A 19,021-nucleotide genomic window follows, 5' to 3' on the forward strand; every position below is an offset into this window, starting at 1 on the left:
GTTTCGTCCTGCTCGTCCATCCGGCCACCCTCGCCTCGTCCCACCCGCAGAGCAGGTCACGCAGGGAACAGATCGAGCGTGCGATCCTGTCTTCCCTGAACTTCCCGACGACCGTCCGCGCGCCGACCGGATATCTGCGGGCCGTCAGGCCCGGCGTTGCGTGAGTGCTGGGCTGAGGTGCCGGCGACCCTGGTCCCGGTGATCGAGACGCTGGAATGCCTGACCGATCGCGACGCGAGCATGGAGCAGACGCTGCGCGCTCGGCCCGTCCATGCCCGCCCTGGGGATGACGGACCTGGTGGCGCTGTGCGCCGCACGAGCCGGGATCCGATCCCAGCACCACGCCTGATAGAACGCTGCCGCAACATCCCCTGAGTGCGCAAGGGCCGGTCGTGACGCTGGTGTGCTGTGGGCTCGGCGCCGCCGCGATCACCATCACGGCCGAGGGCGGGCAACCCCCTCTCGACCTTCCGGGCGCGACGGAACTCGCCGGCACGTTCCTGCAGGTCCACGACGCGGACCAGGAAGTGCGGGAATCAGCCCGCCTGGGGAGACGACCCGGGTGGGCGGCTCGGGGAGGACGGCAGGGCGTACTGGCTGAGGAACCGCTCCACGAGCCGGTCGGTGAACTCGCGCGACACGGGCTCCCCCGTGACCAGCACCCGGTAGTAGAGGGGGCCGAGAAGCTGGTCGAGCGCGAAGCCGACGTCGAAGCCCGCGGGCAGTTCGCCGCGCTCGACCGCGCGGGCCAGCGGAAGGGCGTCGCGGGCGCGCTGCCGGCCGAGGTAGTCGGCACGCAGCCGGGCGGCGAGCTCCGGGTCGTGCTGGGCCTGTCCGGCCAGCGCGCGGAAGACGGCGCCGGGGTCCGAGCGGGTCAGGAAGCCGGCGAGCCCGCCGAGGTGCGCGCGCAGGTCACGCCCGAGGTCGCCGTGATCAGGTACGGGCAGGTGCTCGGCCATGTCCTCGATGAAGGCGTCCATCAGCACGTCGACCTTGGAGGGCCACCAGCGGTAGATGGTCTGCTTGGCGACACCGGCGCGGGCGGCTATCCCCTCCATCGTCACTCCCGCGAACCCGCGCTCCACCAGCAGGTCGTCGGCCGCGTCCAGCACGGCCTGCCGGGCTTCCTCGCTGCGCCCGTACCGGTTTCCCCGGTGGGCCGCGCGGCGCTCGTCGGCTGCCTTCCCGGCGGACCCCGAACCGCCCATGTGGCCTCCCGCTTGGTACCTGCCTTCTCGATTGGGCACTTTAGCGAACCGCCTTGGACCGGGCGCTCTAGACAAGACTCAACGTCGCGTCTAGCCTAACCGCCATGTCCATCTCACTGCACACCTCACCAGTCCGCCCCGTACTCGACCGGCTGTTCGCCGCGGCCGACCGCGACGACGACGCCCCGGTCGGCCCGTACTCCGCGCACTCGGGCGCGCAGGAGCGCGCCGATGCCCTGGAGGCGGTCTACATGCCGATCTCCGAACGGGGCGGCGAGCTGCTCTACTCGCTGATCCGGGCCGCCCGCCCGCAGACCGTCGTGGAGTTCGGCACCTCGTACGGCATCTCGACCCTGTACCTGGCGGCCGCGGTCGCCGACAACGGCACGGGCCACGTGTACGGCAGCGAGCTGAGCGATACCAAGGTCGAGGCCGCCCGCGCCAACCTCGCCGAGGCGGGACTCGGCGAGCACGTGACGATCCTGCCCGGCGACGCCCTGCGGACCCTCGCCGACGTGCCGGGTCCGATCGGCCTGGTGCTGCTCGACGGCTGGAAGGACCTGTACCTGCCGGTGCTGCGCCTGCTGGAGCCCCGGCTGGCCCCCGGCGCGCTCGTGGTGGCCGACGACAGCAGCTTTCCCACGGTCGCCGGTTATCTGGACCATGTACGCGATCCGGCCAACGGCTACGTCAGCGTCTCCTTTCCTGTCGAGGACGGCATGGAGATCAGCTGCCGCGCCGCGCTCTGACGGGCCCGCTCAAGGTCGGCACTCCTGTACCACCGCTCGGGAATGCCCGCCAGGTGGACGGAGACACCTGCGGGCCGAGTCCGTACGACTTCTGGAAGCTCATGATCAGCGGCCGCCAGGCGTCGGGGTCGATGTGGTCGTCCGTACCCTTCATCCGGATCTCCTCGTGCACCCAGATCCGCTGCACCCGCACCTCGAACGCCTGCACACCGCCATCACCGACGGGATGCACCGCCTCCACCACCGCCTCGCCATGGCCTCCTCGCAGGCCCATCGACCCCGACACCGCGGCAGGACCGCCTCAGCGAGGGCGAACTGGTCGCCATGGTGCTCATGCTGATCGTGGCCGGCCATGAAACCCTGGTCATGATGATCTCACGGGCCGCCTTCCGGATCTGGGCGCCCGGCTCATCGCCCGGACCCGCGATGTCGCCGGTGTTGTGCGTCCGCGCGGCCGTATGGCGCACGACGGCAAGCAAGTTGGCGTTCTCGGTCAATGACACGACCCCCATTGATCGCCAATACTCATGCGCAGGGAAATCAAAAAGAGAAACCCCTCGGCTAAGGAGCATTATGCACATGCTCGCGAAACGTCTGAGCGCGATTGCACTGGCCGCTGTGACCACCATCACCGCTTTGGCGGCGGTTCCGGCTAGCGCCACGAGGAGCTTGGGACAGTGGGAATACGTCGCGGCTTACCCTCTGACGTCCGCTGGTTTTGCGTCCTGCAGGTCCGCCGGCAAGCTATGGGGAGGAACGTGGCGGTGCCGCGCGATCAACGGCCCGCACTGGTCGCACACCACGTCCCACTATCACCTGGAGATTTACTACACCAGCTAATCGTTGGGGCCGCGCCCTGTCGTGGGGGGACAGGCGGCGGCCCTCCCGTTTTGTCGCGATTGCGTAGTGCAACGCTCGGCGGACCGGGCGCGATTATCTGGAATGGGTGCAGAAGCGTTCTACGCCACGGCGGCGCAGGTAATGCTGACAATTCTGATCGCCCTGGCAGTGGAGATGGCTCGCTTTCACCGATTTCTTGGGATGGGATGACCGCGTCGGCAGTCGTGGCTGAGTTGCGCTCGGGCCTGGTGGAGGCGGCGGTAGTAGGACCAGCTCAGGACCTGGTCGATGGCGCAGGCGGCAGGGATGAAAAGCCGGGCCAGGACGTGGCAGGTCTCGATGATGAACGGGACTTTCAGGGGGAGGGCGCGTCGTCTTTTCCCTGGATACGCCACTGTTCCGAAGATGTTCTGTGCATATACCGCCCTACGGCACTGTGGCAGGCGGTCACTCAGGTGACCGTGCTGGGCTCCACAGGATGCGACGACACCGGAGATGGGAAGGTTCATGCGCAAAGGACAACGGCTCGCGTGGTTCATGGCGCCGGCGATACTCGCTTCGGGGATAGTGGTCGGAGGCAGCGGAATGTCGACCGCCGGCGCCGACACGGTCAGGCCCTACCTCTACTGGTCGCAGACCAGAGGGCAATGTGGTGGTGTGTGGACGAACTACCTCGGGACGAGGACCTACAATCCGAACGCGCACAGCGTCAAGCGGCTGAAGAAGACCGAGACGACGTCGAGCAGCATGACGAAGATCTACAACCAGAACGGTGTACGTAAGGCCAAGGTGTACGACGTTTGCACGCACGGACGCATCGTCCGCAAGTTCAATCCGACGGTTTACAGGCACCGGTCCATCAAGATGAGCTACGTCTGTTTCGCCGGTCGCTGCCGAGTCACCAGCACCCTCTACGGCAGCTGGCTGAGCGGGACTGGCACCCCGCTGTAGCGACTCATCCGCCCTCTCGCCGCCACGGGTCACCGGACGGTGCGGGGGCGGAGGGCGTTGGTGCGGCCCACCAGGTCGTTGCGCTGTTCCTGGGTGGCGGCAAGCCGGACCAGGGTGCGGTAGCAGCTTTCCAGTCCGAATCGCACGTCGCGCTCGTTGAGGCGGTAGCCGAGAACGGACGCCGTGGAGCTCGCACAGGCCCGCCGCCGGCTGTCCCAGACGCTGGCGGAGACTCCTTACGCGCTGATCGATCGCCTCGCCGGGTGCCTGGTCCTGCAGTACGCCCAGCACGTCACGCGCATCGCCCGCCTGACCACTCACCAGGTGGCGCGGGCGGCTTTGAGGACTTCGGCGGTGACGACGGTGGGACGTCCCCCGGTGCGACCTCGCGCTTTCGCGGCGGCCGGGCCCTCATGGGTGCCGGCGACGATGAGCTCGCGGATGAATTCGGCGCGGGCGGCGAAGACGTGGCAGTCGAGACGGCCGCCGGGGTGGTGGTGTCGAAGCTCTCGTGCAGGCTGGTGAAGCCGATGTCGCGTTTGCGGAGGTCGCCGACCATGCTGATGGGGTCGTGCAGGCTGCGACCATAGCGGGCGGGCTCGGGCACTATGAAGTGTCGCCAGCCGACAGGAACGCGTGGCAGGCCTGCAGTTCGGGCCGGAGCGCGTTCCTGCCGGACTTCTTGTCAGCGAAGACCTTGCGGCAGCCGGCCGCCTGCATGGCATCGATCTGACGGTCGAGACTTCGACCGCGGGTGAACGGAGTTGTTGAGGACGCAAGGTTTTGAAGGGTTTGGAGCGTGATCGGCGACAGTTGCCAATCCCTGGCCGGTTCGCGAACTCTGGCCAGTCAGGCTGATAGTCAGCAGATCCATGCCCAGGTTGCTGGTAAATGCCGCCTGACCATCCGAAGGTAATGCTGAGATATGCGGGCGTCGGCGACAATGTCGCCAACCGATCCAGCCGCCGGGAGCGCCCGCTGTCCGTGGGCATGTCGGGATCGGTCGACCAGGGCATCAACTGCTGCGCGCCACCCAGTCCCGTCTCTAGACACCTCCGATGCGGCTCCGCGCCGCTGGCACCACTCTGCCGATCGTGGTGGCGAGCGTGGCTCCGAGGACGCTGACGCCGACCAGGGTCAGCCAGATCGCGGCTGCCCCGGTGGACAGCAGCCCGGAGAGCGCGGCCGGAGCGACCGCTCCTGCGACAGTCACGGCGAGCTGGTTGAGGGCCAAGTACCGGCCGCGGAGAGCGTCTGGGGCGCTCTCCGCGGCGACAGTCGACGTGATGGGGCCGCCGAGGATTTCACCGAAGGTGTAGCTGCCTGCACCGAGCAACACGACGCAGACCGCGAGGGCGAGCGCAGCCACGTGGTCGGCGGTGAGGAACAGGAGGTAGCCGACCGCGAAGCAGGCGTGTCCGGCGACGAGGACGCGGCTGCGGATCCGCCCGCGGAGCCACCCGAGGACGATGCCTTGGCCGAAGCCGACCATCAGGGTGTTGAGCGTGAAGACCATGCCGGCGGTCCAGCCAGGCAGTCCCAGCACGTCCACGGCGTAGACCGGGATCGCGATGTTGAGGGCGAACAAGGAGATCGCGAAGCACAGTTGATGCGCGACCAGTGACAGGTACCGCCGGTCCTGGAGCACGCGCCCCCAGCCTCCAGCAGCGTCCTGGCCCGCCTCGGGACGGACATTCGGCACGGCGCGCATCAGAACGAAGGCGGTGACATAGGACAAGGCGTTGACGATGACGATCCCGGCGTAGATGCCGTGAATGCCGAAACTGACCGCGACGGCGGAGAGGAGGCCGCCGAGTGCGTAGCCGAGGTTGCGTACCGACCCCAGAAGACCGAACCAGCGCTCGCGCCGGCCGGGCGCGGCCAGCGCCGTGACGGTCACGCCGTAGCAGCTGAAGGACACCGCCCGCCCGGCACTGTTCAACCAGGCGAAGATGGCGATCTGCCATGTCTGGTCCACGAGGAGATACCCGGCGAAGCCGAGTGCCTGGGCCAGGTTTGCCGCCTGCAGTACCGGCTTGGCGCCGTACCGGTCGACCAGTCCTCCGACCAGAGGACCCGCCGGGAGCGCCAGCAGCCCGGCCGTCGTCAGTGCCGCGCCTACCTGCACCAGCGTCAGCGGCGTCGTGGCCAGGAAGTACAGCATCGAAACGGGGACGAAGACACCGGTGCCGATGGAGTCGATGATGATCGCTGCGACGAAGCGGCCGTGCCGAGCTATCGATGGACGGACCGTGTGATCGGGAATAGACACAACCCGGGACGGTATAGATTCTATACCGGTATACACAACGCTACCGGGAGTCGTGCATGGGTAAGGCCTACAACATCATGGCCGCGACCTGCCCCAGTCGCACCGTTCTGCACCGGATCGGGGCGCGCTGGACGGTGTTCATCGTCAACGCGCTGGACAACAGGCCGATGCGATTCACCGAGCTCAAGGCGCACATCCGGGGGATCACACCGAAGGCGCTCACCGAGACGCTTCGCGCGATGGAGTACGACGGTCTGATCTCTCGCACGGAGATTCCCGCAAATCCGCCGCATGTCGAGTACGCCCTCACCGACCTCGGCCGGTCGCTGCTGGCACCCCTACGTGCCGTCCGGGAATGGGCCGAGAGCCACGTCGCCGACATCGAACGCGCCCGCGCACAAGCCGACGCGCAACGGTAGCCCGTTCGCCGATTGGTGCACCGCCGACACCCCGGCAGGGCCTTCGAACGAGATCCTCCTCGGCGTCGCGAACCGCTGGATCACGCAGCGGTCGCAGCCCCTCGCGAGGCTGGGAGGCGGCGAAACTGTACGCGGCCGAGGGATCGATGTGCCGCCGGCTCAGCGGCGACAGCCGGGCCACGTTCTTGGGCCTGCGTTTGTGCACGTCAGGCAGATCCGACCGGAATTCGCCGGAACACGGGAAGGTCGACCCGATTCTGAGGCCCGCTCAGCCGTCTCGTACAGCGAACCAATCCAGTAACGCTCTGTTGCTGTTACGTTACTATCTGCTTCAATGAAGGGTCTGCCTTCGCAGGCATCTCCGAGAGCAAGGAGTGAGCGCACATGCCCGTCCTCCGCAAGGCCGCCGCCGTAGCCGCGCTGGTCATGGCCGTTACCGGCCTGCCCCTGCCCGCTTCCGCCACGAGCGCTCCACCGGCCGCAGCCGGCTTCCCCTGCCCGCCCGTGCTGGGCATCTGCGCCTACGACGTGGACGACACCCTCAGAGTGCTCTTCGACGACGAAGCCGACATCGTCCCGCCCATCGTCCGGGCGGCCAACTACAGCGGCGACCCCTGGTGCTTCTACAACTGGTTCGGTTACGGCGGTGACCGCCGGGAGCTCGCCCCGGGACAGGTCGTCCATGACTTCGGCTTCGTCGTCCGCGCCGCTCGACGGGGACCGTGTAACTGACGGAAGCGGCGGCCGACGGCCTCCACCCCGCGCACCGGCACCACCGCCTCCAGTAGGCCGAGCGTCGGTGCGCTCCCATCCTGCTTATTCGGCATCGCTGGAGTTCCCTTCCCTGCCTTGGAAGACGTTGCCTCGGCACGGGCAGGGCGACCGCGGCCGGTGGCACTCGTACGCGATGGAACGGGATCCGGCGAGGCTGTCTGACCAGCGCGAACCGCCTAAACTCCGGATCCCCGTTCCAAAGCCCTTTCCGCCCCGAGACCTCCGCAGGCATCCCCGCCGCGCACGACCCCGCCGCCCGCCGGACGCCCGCCCGGACCGGGTATGGGCGGACAACGATCCACGCGCCGCAGGCGATGGTGTCTCCTCGCCCGTGAGCTGCGGTGACGCCGTCATGAAGCAGTTCTGAAGGCAGTGACCGCGATCGTCGCCTTCGGGGCGGTTCGTGTGCGACCGCCGTGATCGGTGATCGGTGATCGGGGTGGTGGTCGTTCATGCGTGTTCTGTTACGGCGCGGCTTAGCCGGACTGGTGGCCGGCGGGGTGATGGCCGCCATGGCGCTGGCGGCCGGGCCGGCTTCCGGCCTCGCGGGCGGGGCGGCGGCGCCTGCCGACGGTTACGGGTTCGTGGCGGATGTCAGGGTGGGCAGCGCGGTGCGTGGATGTTCCGGCGCGCTGGTCGATCCGGAGTGGATCGTCACGGCGAAGTCCTGTTTCGTCGAGGGGTCCGACCCCGTGCCGGTCGGCCCGCCGTCGCAGCCGACCACCGTCACGGTCGGCCGCGAGGACCTGACCAGCATCGGTGAGGGGCAGGTACGCGGCGTCACGCACGTGGTGCCGCATCCGGCGCGTGACCTCCTGCTGGCCAAGCTGGCCAGTCCGGTGGTCGAGGTGACGCCGGTACGGGTGAGCGCGACCGCGCCGGCGCCCGGCGAGGTGCTGCAGGTGGCCGGCTTCGGGCGGACGGCGACGGAGTGGGTGCCGGAGCGGTTGCACAGGGCGCCCTTCACGGTGCACACCGTCAACGCCGGGGCCGTGGAGATCACCGGCGACCCGTCGGCGCCAGCGACCATCTGCAAGGGCGACGCCGGTGGGCCGGCGGTGCGCAGCGTGGCGGCGGGGTTCGAGCTGGTCGCGCTGCACAGCGCGTCCTGGCAGGCGGGCTGCCTGGGGACCAGCGCGTCAGAGACCCGCACGGCGGCGGTCGAGGTGCGGCTGGACAACGTACGGGACTGGGTGCGGCAGACCGTGCGCGGGGGCACGTTCGTGCGGCTGCCCACCAGCGCGGCGGCCCTGGACACGCGCTCCGGGCTGGGCGCGCCCGCTGGGGCGCTGGCCGCGGGCCGCCTCACCCCGTTCCAGGTGACCGGGGTGGGTGGCATCCCGGCGACCGGCGTGAGCGCGGTGCTGGTCGACGTCACGGCCGTGACGACCGCGCCCACGTACCTGACGCTGCTGCCGGAGGGCGCGCCGCGCCCGCCGCTGTCGATGGTGAACACCACCGCGAACCAGATCATCTCCAACACCGCGGTGGTGCCCGTGCCCGACAGCGGGAAGATCGCCGTCTACAGCCACGGCCCGGGCGCGCACGCCATCGTCGACGTCCAGGGCTACTACACCACCTCGGGCAGCACCGGGCGGGGCTTCGTAGCAGTGGATCACAGCCGGCTCGCCGACACCCGCAGCGGTCTGGGCGGCGCGGCCGGGATTGTACCGGCGGGCGGCTCGCGGACGTTCACGCTGACCGGTGGCGCCATTCCGGCCGGGGCCAGTACGGCGTACCTGGATCTGATCGTGACCGGGGCGACCCGGCAGGGCTGGGTGGGCGCGTTCCCGCCCGGGGGCGCCAACAACCGCAGCGTCATGGACTACGTGCCCGGCACGACCGCGCACGGCGTGGCGGTGCAGCTGGGCACGGACGGGCGGGCGACGTTCACGAACAACGGCGGTTCGGCGGTGCACCTGGTGCTGACCGCGCTGGGCTACTTCACCGGCAGCGCGGACAGTGGCGCGGGCCTGCGGACGATCCCGGCGGTGCGCCGGCTGGACACCCGCGAGGTCGGCACGGGCGTGCCGCTGCCGGCCAACAGCACGATCGACGTGCCGCTCGGCGTGCCCGCGGGCACCACGGCGGCGCTGAACCTGACGGTCGTCGGCAACACGGCCGACGGGCACCTGAACGCGTGGCCGCTCGACGGCACCGAGGCGAGCACGTCGCTGGTCAACTACGCGCCGCCGGCCGACGGCGCCCGGGCGGGGCACACCGTGGTCAAGGTCGGCACCGGCGGCAAGATCAGGATCAGGAACGACAGCCCGGGTTCCGCGCACGTCCTGGTCGACCTGCAGGGCTGGTACGCCGCCGACCTCGTGCCGGCCGGAGGCACGTCAGCGGCCCAGACGAAGGCGGCCGAGGACGTGAACGTGCCGGGTTCGGTGGTCGAGGACTTCCGGTATCCCGGGGCGGAGTCCATCGAGGAGATCGAGCTGATCCGCGGCGACGGCCGGATCACGCTGGTGGAGTGCACCACCGACCCGCAGCTGATCACGGTGGAGAGTGTCGGCCGGTCGAAGTTCTGCTTCCGGGTCAAGGGCGACACCGGCTGGCTGAGCCTGCGGCTCGACTCCGTCTTCCTGGTCGGCTCCGGCGACCAGGTCGTCGAGGCGACCATCACCGCCGACGGCGAGGAGCAGACGGTCGTCGTGCCCGAGGGCCAGGTGCGGCCCACCGGCACCACGGACCCGGACTTCGCGGTGCTGCTGGAGCTGCGCGCCTCGCCGTGAGCGCGGCGGGCTGAGGATCCGAATCGGCGCACGTCCTTGATGAGGGGAAGCGATCGTGAAGGCGACGCGTGTGTGGCTCGGTGTGAGACGCGTGCTGGTGGCGGTGCTGCTGGCGCCGCTGCTGGCGACCGGCACGATCGCCGTCCCGGCGGCGCACGCCGCGGAACCGGCGGCCGCGCGGGAGCAGGCGCTGGAGCTGATGAAGGCCGCCGGACCCGGGGTGGCGAGGGCGGCCAGGGCCGCGCTCCTGGGCACGGACGAGGACGTCCGCCGGTTCCTGGAGGACGACCTGCCCGGCCTGCGGGCACAGGACGACCGGGTACGGGTCGCGCAGCTCATGCAGCTGAGCGGCCCGGCCATGGTCCAGGCCGGGCAGGCGGCGCTGGCCGGCGGTGCCGAGCAGCTCCGGGCGTTCGTCGAGTCCGGTTACCGGCCGGTCCTGGGCCAGGACCGGCGGATCCGGGTGGCGAACCTGATGGACGTGGGCGGCCCGTCGACCCGGCAGAGCGGCCAGTCAGCGTTGACCGCGGGCGACACCGCCGTCGTGGAGTTCCTGCTGGACGGCCGGTACCGGGCGGCGGAGCAGGACGACCGGATCGAGGCGACCAAGCTGCTCGCGACGGGCGGGCCCGAGGTAGTACGGGCGGCGCAGGTCGCGTTGCAGGGCACGCCGGAGGACGTGCGGGAGTTCCTCGGCCACGGCCAGCACGTGGCCAGGGCACGCGACGAGGAGATCTCCACCGTCGCGCAACTGGCCGAAGTGGCGCGGCAGGCGCAGCTCATCGCGGAGGAGCAGACGCAGGCCGCGAAGGTGCAGTCGGAACGGGCGGTGAAGGCGGCCGAGCTGGCCAAGGAGGCGGCGCAGCGGGCGGCGGCGGAGACGGCGCAGGCGGGTGACTCGGCGAAGCGCGCGACCGAGGCCGCGGGCCGGGCCGCGGACGCCGCCTCGCGGGCGGCGGCGGCAGCGCAGGACGCCATCAACGCGGCCAACGCCGCCAACCAGGCGGCGCGGGTCGCGGCCGGCGCCGCCTCGCGGGCCGCGACCGCGTCGGTCCTGGCCGGTCAGGCCGCCGCCCGGGCGTACCAGGCGGCGGCGGACGCGGCGACCAACGCGGGCAAGGCGGACGCCGCCCGGCAGGCGGCGCAGCAGGCGCGGGCCGCAGCGCAGGCGGCGGAGACGGCAGCCGACGCGGCCAAGGCGGCGGGTGAGGCCGTCACCCAGGCCGGGACGGCGGCGCGGGCCGCCCAGGGGGCGATCGCGAACGCGGAGGCCGCCGCCGCGGCGGCCGAGGAGGCAAGCGGCCACGCTAACGTCGCGGACTCGGAAGCGGCTCGTGCTCGCCGGGCGGCGGCTCAGGCGCGGGCCTACGCCGCCCGCGCGAACGCGTCGGCCAACGCCGCCGAGTCGCTCGCCATGCAGGCGGCGGCAGCGGCGCGGGACGCCGAGTACTGGGCCCGGGACGCCGCCGCGCACGCCAGGGCGGCGGCAGCGGCGGCCGACGAGGCCGCCGAACACGCCGGCGAAGCCGCTGAGGCGGCCCGCCGGGCCACCGAGCACGCCAAAGCGGCCGGTCGCGCCGCAGCCACCGCCGCGGCCGCGGCGGCCAGCGCGGAGACGGCGGAGCGCACCGCCAGGGAGGCGGACGCCGAGCGGTTACGTTCGGAGACCGCGGAGAAGCTGGCCGCGGCCCGCGAGACCAAGCAGGCCGAGCAGTCCGAGCAGGCCGCCATCTCGTGGGACGCCCCCGAGCAGAGCCGGATCGACGACGTGACCGCGCGGCACCTGGCCGCGGCCACCGCGCCGGGAGCCGGCGCCGAGACCGTCCTGGAGCAGGGCCGCAACGCCGCGATGCGCCTGCTGACCGCCGGCGGCACCTGGACCAGGGCTGCCGCGGCGGCGGCGCTCACCGGGTCCGAGGCCGACCTGCGGCGATGGCTGGACGGCAGCCGCGCCGCGGCCGCCGAGCAGGACGACCGCGACCGCGTGGTACGCCTGGGGGAGACCAGCGACAAGGCCGCGCTCAGGACCGCCGCCGCGGACGCGCTCGCCGGCTCGCACGCGCAGGTCGTGCAGTTCCTGCGGCTGCCCATGTACGACGGCAAGATCCAGGACGACCGGATCGCCATCGCCGAGGTGATGGCGACGGGCGGACCGGCCACCGACGCGGCTGCGCAGGCGGCGCTGAACGGCACCCCGGCCGACGCGCACGAGTTCCTCCGCAGCGGGCAGTACGCCGCGGCCGAGCAGGACGACCGGATCGCCGTCGCCGCCGCGATCGAGGCGGGCGGCGCCGAGGTGGCCGCGGCCGGGCAGGTGGCGCTCGCCGGCCCACGCCGGTACCTGCGCGACTTCCTGCGGCTGGGTCACTACCAGGCGGGCCGGCGGGACGAGGACGCGGCTCTCCACGTCGCCACCGTGCGCCGGTACGTCGCCGACGCGGCCCACTCGGCGGCGATCGCCCGCAGGGACGCCGCAGAGGCCGCCCGGGTCGCGGCGATCGCCAACCAGGCCGCCGACGACGCCGCGTACTGGGCGGACCAGGCCCGCCAGGCCCGCGAGGCGGCCGAGGGCTTCGCGACGCAGGCCGGGCAGGCCGCGACCGAGGCACGCCAGTCGGCGGACCAGGCGGCGGCCTCCGCGCAAGCGGCGCGGGCGGCGGCGAACTCGGCCCGCCAGGCCGAACAGGCGGCGGCCCGTTCGGCCGCCCGCGCCACCACGTCGGCCGCCCAGGCCCGCGCGTCGGCGTCCGCCGCCTGGGACTCGGCCGAGCAGGCCAGGGCGCTGGCCATCGCCGCCGGTGAGAGCGCGGCCCAGGCCGCCCAGGCCGCGCTCGACGCGCTGCAGTTCGCGATGGACAAGAAGCGGCAGGAGGACCAGGAACGCCTGCGGAACACGCCGCCCGCGAACCCGCCGAAAGTGATCGAGTACGACCACGGCACGGTGCTGGTCACCTTCAACGGGGACTGCTGGCTGAACGGCTACAAGCTGCCGCGATCCCTCGGCGTGGAGTCCTGTGGCGAGCTGGCGACCGACTTCGACGACTGGCTGGACACGTACGGCGCGTTCTTCATGCTGGACGTGGTCGACGAACGCGACCTGCCCGCCGTGCTGCTCAAGACGTACTGCACGTTCCAGCGCAACCACGGCACCGACGTCTGCGGCAACCTCCTGCGGCAGCAGCTCGACGACGTGCCGATGGCGCCGATGGGCGAATTCAGCGGGCCGCCCATCGGGCGTTTCCCGTGGCGCGGCGGGCATGTGCCCGGGTCGCCGGCCTTGGCGAACCTCGACGACCTGGGCAAGATAGAGCAGCACCTCGCTCGCCTGGACCATTCTCCCGCGAACGACGCCATGATCGCCCGGATCCGGGCGGCGGCGGCCGAGGGCAGACCACTGCACATCAGCGAGTCCAACTTCATGCGCCACGAGCTGACCGAGAAGATACTCATGGACACGGGCATGAGTTACGACGACGCGCATCGGATCGCCATGCAGATGCATCCCACCTTCGCCAACTATCATCCAGAGGTGATCGACCAGTTCCCGGAACTCTTCAACCAGGCCTGGCGCAACTACTGGGGTCTGGGGCCTCGTTGATCATCGAACAGGGGAACATCCGGGTGGCGGTGCTGGCCGATGAGGTGATGGCTCTCGCCGGCCGCGAGGTCACCGTCACGCTAGTCCCCGCGAAGCCTGCCGCCCGGCCGGGCGTGCGGCGGGCCTCGGTCGAGTTCCATCGCCGGGTCGGCGGCCTTCCGCAGCGGGCGATGCTCGGCGGGACGATGACGTGGTCCGGCGGCGACGCCCTCAGGGTGGAGGTGCTGACATGCGGCCGGATCGAGCTCGACGCGGCGCCCTCGTACGCGGGCGCCCTTGGCCGGCCGCTGGTCCCAGGGCTTCCCGCCGAGTTCGGCGCCGCTGTGACGGCGGGCCTGCTCGCGGAAGCCGATCAGGCCGGGACCATGGTGGTGGACCGGGCCGCGTACGACCCGGTGGAGTCCTCGATCGTGGCCTTCCGCGCCGCCGCCGTGCTCCTGGCGGCGGTCCTGCTCGGGTCGGACTCCGGGACCGCGATCCGGGCCAGGCTGGAGACGTTCCGGTAGCGGCGGTCGCCTGGCTCCAGGCGGATCGCGTCGGCAGGGCGGCCCAGGAGGTGCGGCCGGGCTCCCGCGCGGCCACGATCGAGTACGGCCAGCCCGGAATCATCCGGTGCTCGTTCTTGCCCCGGCCGTAGGTGTGCCAGTACGAGCGCCTCGGCGCTGTGGCCGCATCGGGACGCAACCTGGGTGAGACGTCGACCGCCGGCACGAGCCGTCCATCGGCGGCCTGCGGAAGCGGCAGCGCGGACAAGGCCGTGCGCACAAGGCCGTGCGCGCCCGTGCGATGTTGAGGCGACCGTGGTTGCGCCCGTCGTACAACGCCCTGTGCCGACTCCGATGCTCGAGGGCCGGCGCCGGCCATCGTCATCTAGGGTTGTTGGCGCCTTGGTTCTACGGCGATGTGTTCCGCCTGCCGGGTGAGACGCTGGCGGTGGGTGATCCCCGCTACACGGCTGCTGACCTGGTGGCGGGCGGCGGCGGAGGTCGGGCCGGAAGTGGCGCCGCCGGGCGGCGACACTCTGGCCCGTGCGCCGCGGTCGATACAGGGCGGGCATGGGGTAAGGGCGCTGGTCACGTTGGGCTCGCCGCTCGGCAGGCGCCTTCGGTGAGCGGGTGATCGGGGTTCGTTGGAACTTCCGCGATCGCTACCGGGACCCCATTAAGCACGGAGGGCGTCGACCAGGGCGTCGACGGCGGCGAGCGCGGCGGAGGTGTCGAGCCCGGCGCGGGAGACCAGGGAAAAGCCCTGGACGGTGAACAGCAGGAGCTGCGCCTGGGCCTCTGGGGTGGCGGCCTGGGTGACCTCACCGGTGGCCTGCGCGCGCCGCAGGGCGTCGGCGACGATCTGCGTGAAGCGAACATGTGAGCGGGCTACGATCTCGCGGGCCTCGGCATCGTGCGGGACCAGTTCGGCGGTGGTGTTGCCGATCATGCACCCTTGCGGAACGCCGACGTCGGAGGCGTACTCCTGCACCCGGGCCGGATGAGTGAGCACCTCGCGCAGCGCCGGCAGCACCGGCCCGGCCTCCAGCGCTGCGATCAGCTCGCGCTCGTAGGTGTCCCAGTACAACTGGACCGCCGCCAGGTAGAACTGCCGCTTGTCGCCGAAGGCGCCGTACAGGCTGCCCCGCTCCAGGGCCAGTGCGTCAACCAGGTCCTGAACGGAGGTCGCTCCGTAGCCCCGGGACCAGAACAGCAGGAGCGCACGCTCCAGCGCCTCGTCCTTGTCGAAGGCGCGGGGGCGCCCTGTCCGTGCCATGTCCCTAGGTTACGACTTTTTGACCGCTTGCACAAAACGCCCTACGGTGAGGCCGAGCGACTTATTGAACGACCACACGGAAGTCTGCCGGTGCATGAGCGCGCCGGCGGACGAGAGGCAGGACCCCATGGACTTCAACGGGAAGACGGCGCTGATCATCGGATCGGGCGCCATCGGCGGGCTCGGGCACGCGACAGCGAGGATCCTCGCCGCCGGCGGGGCCAACGTGATCATCACGGGCACCGACCCGGATCGTGGCGCCCAGGTCGTGGACGACGTACGGGCCGGCGCCGCCGGAACCGTGCGCTTCATCCCCGCCGACCTGGCCGACCCGCAGGCCGTGCAACGGCTGGCCGATGACGCCGGGGCGGTGGACATCCTCGTCAACAACGCGGGCATCGTCCCGTTCAGCGCGACCGCCGACCAGGACCTCGCCGGCTACGACGCCGCCTTCGCGGTCAACGTGCGCGCGCCGTTCGTCCTGGTCGCCCGGCTCGCACCGAAGATGGCCGCCGACGGGGGCGGCAGCATCGTCAACGTCAGCTCCACCGCGGCCGCCCTGGGCATGCCGGCGATGTCGGTCTACGGCGCCACCAAGGCGGCGCTGGAGTCGCTGACCCGCACCTGGGCGGCCGAGTTCGCCGCCTCCAACGTGCGCGTCAACGCCGTGGCGCCCGGCCCGATGACCACCTCCAAGGTGGTGGCGGCCATGGGCCCGGACCTCGGCGGCATGGGGCTGACGACCGCGCTGAAGCGCGCCGCCGACCCGGCCGAGGTTGCCCAGGTGATCGCCTTCCTCGCCGGCGACCAGTCCGGCTACGTGACCGGCGCCGTCGTGGCCGCCGACGGAGGCCGCACCGCCATCTGACGCGGGGCACGCTCCGGTCCCTCCGCACAACCACCGTTACCAGAACCACGCGCTCGGGCGCGAGTGAGGAGATTGAGGTCAATGGGTCGTCTTGAGGGCAAGTACGCCCTGATCACGGGAGGGTCGAGCGGCATCGGATTCGAGACCGCCCGCGAGTTCCTCGCCGAGGGCGCGGCCGTCGCGATCACCGGCCGCTCTCGCGAACGTCTCGAGGAGGCCGCCCGGCGGCTGGGCGGCCGGGTGCTGCCCGTGCTGTCCGACGCCGGCGACGTGCCCGGCCAGGCGGCGCTCGCGGCGCGGCTGCGGCAGGAGTGGCCGCGGCTCGACGTCGTGATGAGCAACGCCGCCGACGTCACCCACCTGCCGATCGAGGAATGGACCGAGGAGGCGTTCGACCGGCTCGTCGCCACCAACCTCAAGGGGCCGTTCTTCCTGATCAAGGCCCTGCTGCCGCTGTTGTCCCGGCAGGCGTCCGTCATCCTCGTCGGCTCCGTCTCCGCCTTCATCGGGCACGAGAACGCGGCGGTCTACGGCGCCGCCAAGGCCGGCCTGCTGTCCCTGTCGCGCGGGCTGACCTACGAGCTTAAGGAGCGGGGCGTCCGCGTCAACGGGCTGAGCCCGGGGCCGACCCTCACGGACACGTTCGCCTCACTCGGCCCCGAGCGGCAGGCCGCCCTGTACGACGAACTGCGGCGGACCGTGCCCCTGCATCGCATCGGCACCGCCACCGAGCTGGCAAAGGCGGCTGTTTACCTGGCCTCTGACGAGTCCGCCTACACCGCCGGCACCGTCCTGCGCGTCGATGGCGGCATCGGAGAACTCGCCTACTGACCTCGATTCGTCAGCGGTCCTGCCCACACTCTCGGTTGTGTGGATTGGCGAGGTGTTTCATAAGCGATGGCCAACCAGGAACTCGGCTTCCAGAGCGCCGTACCTGTCCACTGGCGAAGCGGTCTCTACGGCACGGTCATGAGCGTGCCTGACCTGGAAGGAAGTGATCGTTGACATCGACCCGGCCGGGAAGAGTGATTGCGGTCCTGCTCTCGGCGGTCATCGCCTCGACGGGCCGCAGGGTACGGCCGACGAGCTGGTACGTTCCTACGGCCACGATGACCAGCAAGGACGCCGGGCCCGTCGCCATGTCTCACGGCGTGGACCTCACCGGCCTGGCCGCCCGCGAAGCACAAGCCGCCAGCCACGACGACGGGGGAGAAGCTGCCCCGTGATCCACCCCAGCACGCGCGCCTGCCCGCGGCTCAGGCAGCGCGGCATGACCGCGCACCCGCGCTGACCCGCCCGATATGTCGGCTCTCGCGGCCCGCCGCAGAGACTCCCGAGCGAGTTTCGGTCAGTGTGACGACATACCGGAAACATACCGCCGCTTGCGACGCTCGCTCAATCAGGTTCCATCCGAGGGGGAGAAGCAAATGCGAAAGATCGCGGCTGTCATGGCGTTGGCGGCGGGCACCTTCGTACTGACGAACGCCAGCCCCGCGCACGCGTGGCCCACCGGATGCAGTGCGTGGAAGAACACTGAAACCAATGAGGCCAGGGCCAAGTGCACGGGCGGAACCGGCCATGTGCGAGCGGTGGCGTACTGCACCGCCAACCCGAAGACCGGATACGGCTCCTACTTCTACGGCCCCTGGGTAATCCCAGGGAAGTACACGAGTGTGGAGAAACGCCCCTCGCCCGGCGCGAAGGACATCGTCGCCGCGGGCTACGAGCGGGCAAACTGGTAACCCCTTCCAACGCTTGAAGAGCCCTCACCGTGCAGGTGGTGAGGGCTCTTCCTCCGTCTTTCCGCGCAGCGCACCGTCCCGACTCAGATCCGCGCAAGCCTCCGCCAGGCGATGCGCAGAGCAACAGGCCGACCGCCCCGTGACCTCTCGCACGGTGGGCCGTCCAACCGGGCCGCCAGAGGTGGTTCCGAAGATCGAGGCATGGCTCCCCGCCAACGTCTCCGACTCCTCTGATCGCCGAACGCATCCTGCGCGGCTTCCGACCGTGCCCCGGTCACCCGGCGGCTGGCGGCCGCCCCTCCTGCTCCGCGTGCGGCGATCACTCCGCTGCCTCCAGCCAGGCCGCGCGCATGGCGCTCGGCGTCACCGGAAGCTGTCTGCGGGGGCCAGCTCCTGATCGTGGTGCGGCGGCCCGCGCTCTTGAGGGGCGTTGCCCTGCAACGCGGAACGGCCAGCCAGCAGGCTTGATGCTGACGGGCCATCGATGTGCCGGGGGTGCTCGTGCGAGGGAACTCCAGCGCCCAGCTACTGGGCGAGTCGCCGGCTATCCGGTCCCGCCGCGTCGCACCCCGCGTCAGGCCGTGATGGCGGACTGTACCGGCGGCGAGGAGACCGGCCACGCCGGGATCGGCAGCGCCGAACCGTGGAACCAGAGCTGCCAGAACCAGACGGTCTTCTCTATCGGCTCGTGAAGATGTGGCGGCCCGCCGCAGCATGCTCGCGTCCGCCCGTCGACAGAGATCGACATGGGCACACCTCGACGTAGTGCCGGGGAACCGATGCAGCATGCCACCTGGAGAAAGGGGCCGTGTTCCCGCGCGCCCGGTCATCGCCGCCGCCGTAGCCGCCAAGGCCCGCCGAGCCGCCCGGACCGCGGCCCCTACTCAGGAACCAGAGCAGGCCACACCAGAGGACCTGTCGCCAGCCACAGCACCGCGCCGACCCCGGTTACTCGTGTGGCGGCTCCCCACCTTAGCTTGCGATTTAAGCAGGTCCGGGCATCGGTGCAGGTGCGTCCAGATCGCGCCCGATGTTGTGGCATATCACCATGTAACGGGATGTACCGGAATGTGACTGCCGCGCTACGGCGTGTCGTGTCAG

Annotated in this window: 18 protein-coding genes and 1 pseudogene; 12 read left to right on the forward strand and 7 right to left on the reverse strand. The window is 70.9% G+C overall.

All coding sequences use genetic code 11. The annotated features are described in order from the left end of the window. Positions 1-536: 536 nt before the first annotated feature. Complete coding sequence (locus ACBJ59_RS61835) at positions 537-1,208, reverse strand: TetR/AcrR family transcriptional regulator (RefSeq protein WP_375119234.1); 672 nt, start codon at positions 1,206-1,208, stop codon at positions 537-539. Between the two features lie 104 nt (positions 1,209-1,312). On the opposite strand from ACBJ59_RS61835, the gene ACBJ59_RS61840 reads away from it, so the two are divergent. Beyond that, positions 1,313-1,957: an O-methyltransferase gene (locus tag ACBJ59_RS61840; RefSeq protein WP_375119235.1), complete on the forward strand. Its 645-nt coding sequence runs from the start codon at positions 1,313-1,315 to the stop codon at positions 1,955-1,957. Here the strand turns inward: ACBJ59_RS61840 and ACBJ59_RS61845 are convergent. Next, positions 1,935-2,231, reverse strand: a complete 297-nt coding sequence (locus tag ACBJ59_RS61845; protein WP_375119236.1) for a hypothetical protein — start codon at positions 2,229-2,231, stop codon at positions 1,935-1,937. The two genes, ACBJ59_RS61840 and ACBJ59_RS61845, sit on opposite strands and share 23 nt — an antisense overlap. Before the next feature lie 50 nt (positions 2,232-2,281). Between ACBJ59_RS61845 and ACBJ59_RS61850 the strand changes: the two genes are divergently transcribed. Together ACBJ59_RS61850 and ACBJ59_RS61855 are read left to right on the forward strand one after the other, a co-directional pair. Then, positions 2,282-2,797 (forward strand): hypothetical protein, encoded by a 516-nt coding sequence (locus ACBJ59_RS61850; RefSeq protein WP_375119237.1) that lies wholly within the window; start codon positions 2,282-2,284, stop codon positions 2,795-2,797. Positions 2,798-3,304: 507 nt separating this feature from the next. Then, entirely contained in the window at positions 3,305-3,748 is a 444-nt protein-coding gene (locus tag ACBJ59_RS61855; RefSeq protein ID WP_375119238.1) for a hypothetical protein, read from the forward strand. Between the two features lie 29 nt (positions 3,749-3,777). On the opposite strand, the pseudogene ACBJ59_RS61860 reads toward ACBJ59_RS61855, so the two are convergent. The 3 genes and pseudogenes from ACBJ59_RS61860 to ACBJ59_RS61870 all read right to left on the reverse strand — a co-directional run. Continuing rightward, positions 3,778-3,930 (reverse strand): annotated as a pseudogene (locus ACBJ59_RS61860) (tetratricopeptide repeat protein); the annotation flags it as partial. Between the two features lie 424 nt (positions 3,931-4,354). Next, complete coding sequence (locus ACBJ59_RS61865; protein WP_375119239.1) at positions 4,355-4,468, reverse strand: hypothetical protein; 114 nt, start codon at positions 4,466-4,468, stop codon at positions 4,355-4,357. A gap of 325 nt (positions 4,469-4,793) precedes the next feature. Further along, positions 4,794-6,020: an MFS transporter gene (locus tag ACBJ59_RS61870; protein ID WP_375119240.1), complete on the reverse strand. Its 1,227-nt coding sequence runs from the start codon at positions 6,018-6,020 to the stop codon at positions 4,794-4,796. A 56-nt stretch (positions 6,021-6,076) separates the two neighbouring features. On the opposite strand from ACBJ59_RS61870, the gene ACBJ59_RS61875 reads away from it, so the two are divergent. The 5 genes from ACBJ59_RS61875 to ACBJ59_RS61895 all read left to right on the forward strand — a co-directional run bounded on the left by ACBJ59_RS61875 (position 6,077) and on the right by ACBJ59_RS61895 (position 14,055). Further along, positions 6,077-6,439 carry a winged helix-turn-helix transcriptional regulator gene (locus ACBJ59_RS61875; RefSeq protein ID WP_375119241.1) on the forward strand — a complete coding sequence of 121 codons (363 nt, stop codon included), beginning with the start codon at positions 6,077-6,079 and terminating at the stop codon, positions 6,437-6,439. A gap of 384 nt (positions 6,440-6,823) precedes the next feature. After that, positions 6,824-7,171, forward strand: coding sequence for a hypothetical protein (locus tag ACBJ59_RS61880; protein WP_375119242.1), 348 nt, complete (start codon positions 6,824-6,826; stop codon positions 7,169-7,171). Between the two features lie 494 nt (positions 7,172-7,665). Continuing rightward, a complete protein-coding gene (locus ACBJ59_RS61885) occupies positions 7,666-9,951 on the forward strand; it encodes a trypsin-like serine protease (protein WP_375119243.1) in 2,286 nt (761 codons plus the stop codon). Positions 9,952-10,006: 55 nt separating this feature from the next. Further along, entirely contained in the window at positions 10,007-13,549 is a 3,543-nt protein-coding gene (locus ACBJ59_RS61890) for an ALF repeat-containing protein (protein WP_375119244.1), read from the forward strand. Then, a complete protein-coding gene (locus ACBJ59_RS61895) occupies positions 13,546-14,055 on the forward strand; it encodes a hypothetical protein (protein ID WP_375119245.1) in 510 nt (169 codons plus the stop codon). Before ACBJ59_RS61890 ends, ACBJ59_RS61895 begins: the two co-directional genes overlap by 4 nt. A 655-nt stretch (positions 14,056-14,710) precedes the next feature. Here the strand turns inward: ACBJ59_RS61895 and ACBJ59_RS61900 are convergent. Further along, entirely contained in the window at positions 14,711-15,310 is a 600-nt protein-coding gene (locus ACBJ59_RS61900; RefSeq protein ID WP_375119246.1) for a TetR/AcrR family transcriptional regulator, read from the reverse strand. A 94-nt stretch (positions 15,311-15,404) separates the two neighbouring features. Between ACBJ59_RS61900 and ACBJ59_RS61905 the strand changes: the two genes are divergently transcribed. The 4 genes from ACBJ59_RS61905 (at position 15,405) to ACBJ59_RS61920 (ending at position 17,920) form a co-directional block, all read left to right on the forward strand. After that, complete coding sequence (locus ACBJ59_RS61905) at positions 15,405-16,178, forward strand: SDR family NAD(P)-dependent oxidoreductase (protein WP_375119247.1); 774 nt, start codon at positions 15,405-15,407, stop codon at positions 16,176-16,178. A gap of 81 nt (positions 16,179-16,259) precedes the next feature. After that, positions 16,260-17,009, forward strand: coding sequence for an SDR family oxidoreductase (locus ACBJ59_RS61910; protein WP_375119248.1), 750 nt, complete (start codon positions 16,260-16,262; stop codon positions 17,007-17,009). A 170-nt stretch (positions 17,010-17,179) separates the two neighbouring features. After that, positions 17,180-17,404, forward strand: a complete 225-nt coding sequence (locus tag ACBJ59_RS61915; protein ID WP_375119249.1) for a hypothetical protein — start codon at positions 17,180-17,182, stop codon at positions 17,402-17,404. 201 nt (positions 17,405-17,605) lie between these two features. Beyond that, complete coding sequence (locus ACBJ59_RS61920) at positions 17,606-17,920, forward strand: hypothetical protein (protein WP_375119250.1); 315 nt, start codon at positions 17,606-17,608, stop codon at positions 17,918-17,920. A 574-nt stretch (positions 17,921-18,494) separates the two neighbouring features. Here ACBJ59_RS61920 and ACBJ59_RS61925 read toward each other — a convergent pair. Then, the gene (locus ACBJ59_RS61925; RefSeq protein WP_375119251.1) at positions 18,495-18,668 is read right to left on the reverse strand and encodes a hypothetical protein; all 174 of its coding nucleotides are present in this window, start codon (positions 18,666-18,668) and stop codon (positions 18,495-18,497) included. Between the last annotated feature and the right edge of the window lie 353 nt (positions 18,669-19,021).

Source organism: Nonomuraea sp. MTCD27, from assembly GCF_041950495.1.
Classification (GTDB): domain Bacteria; phylum Actinomycetota; class Actinomycetes; order Streptosporangiales; family Streptosporangiaceae; genus Nonomuraea.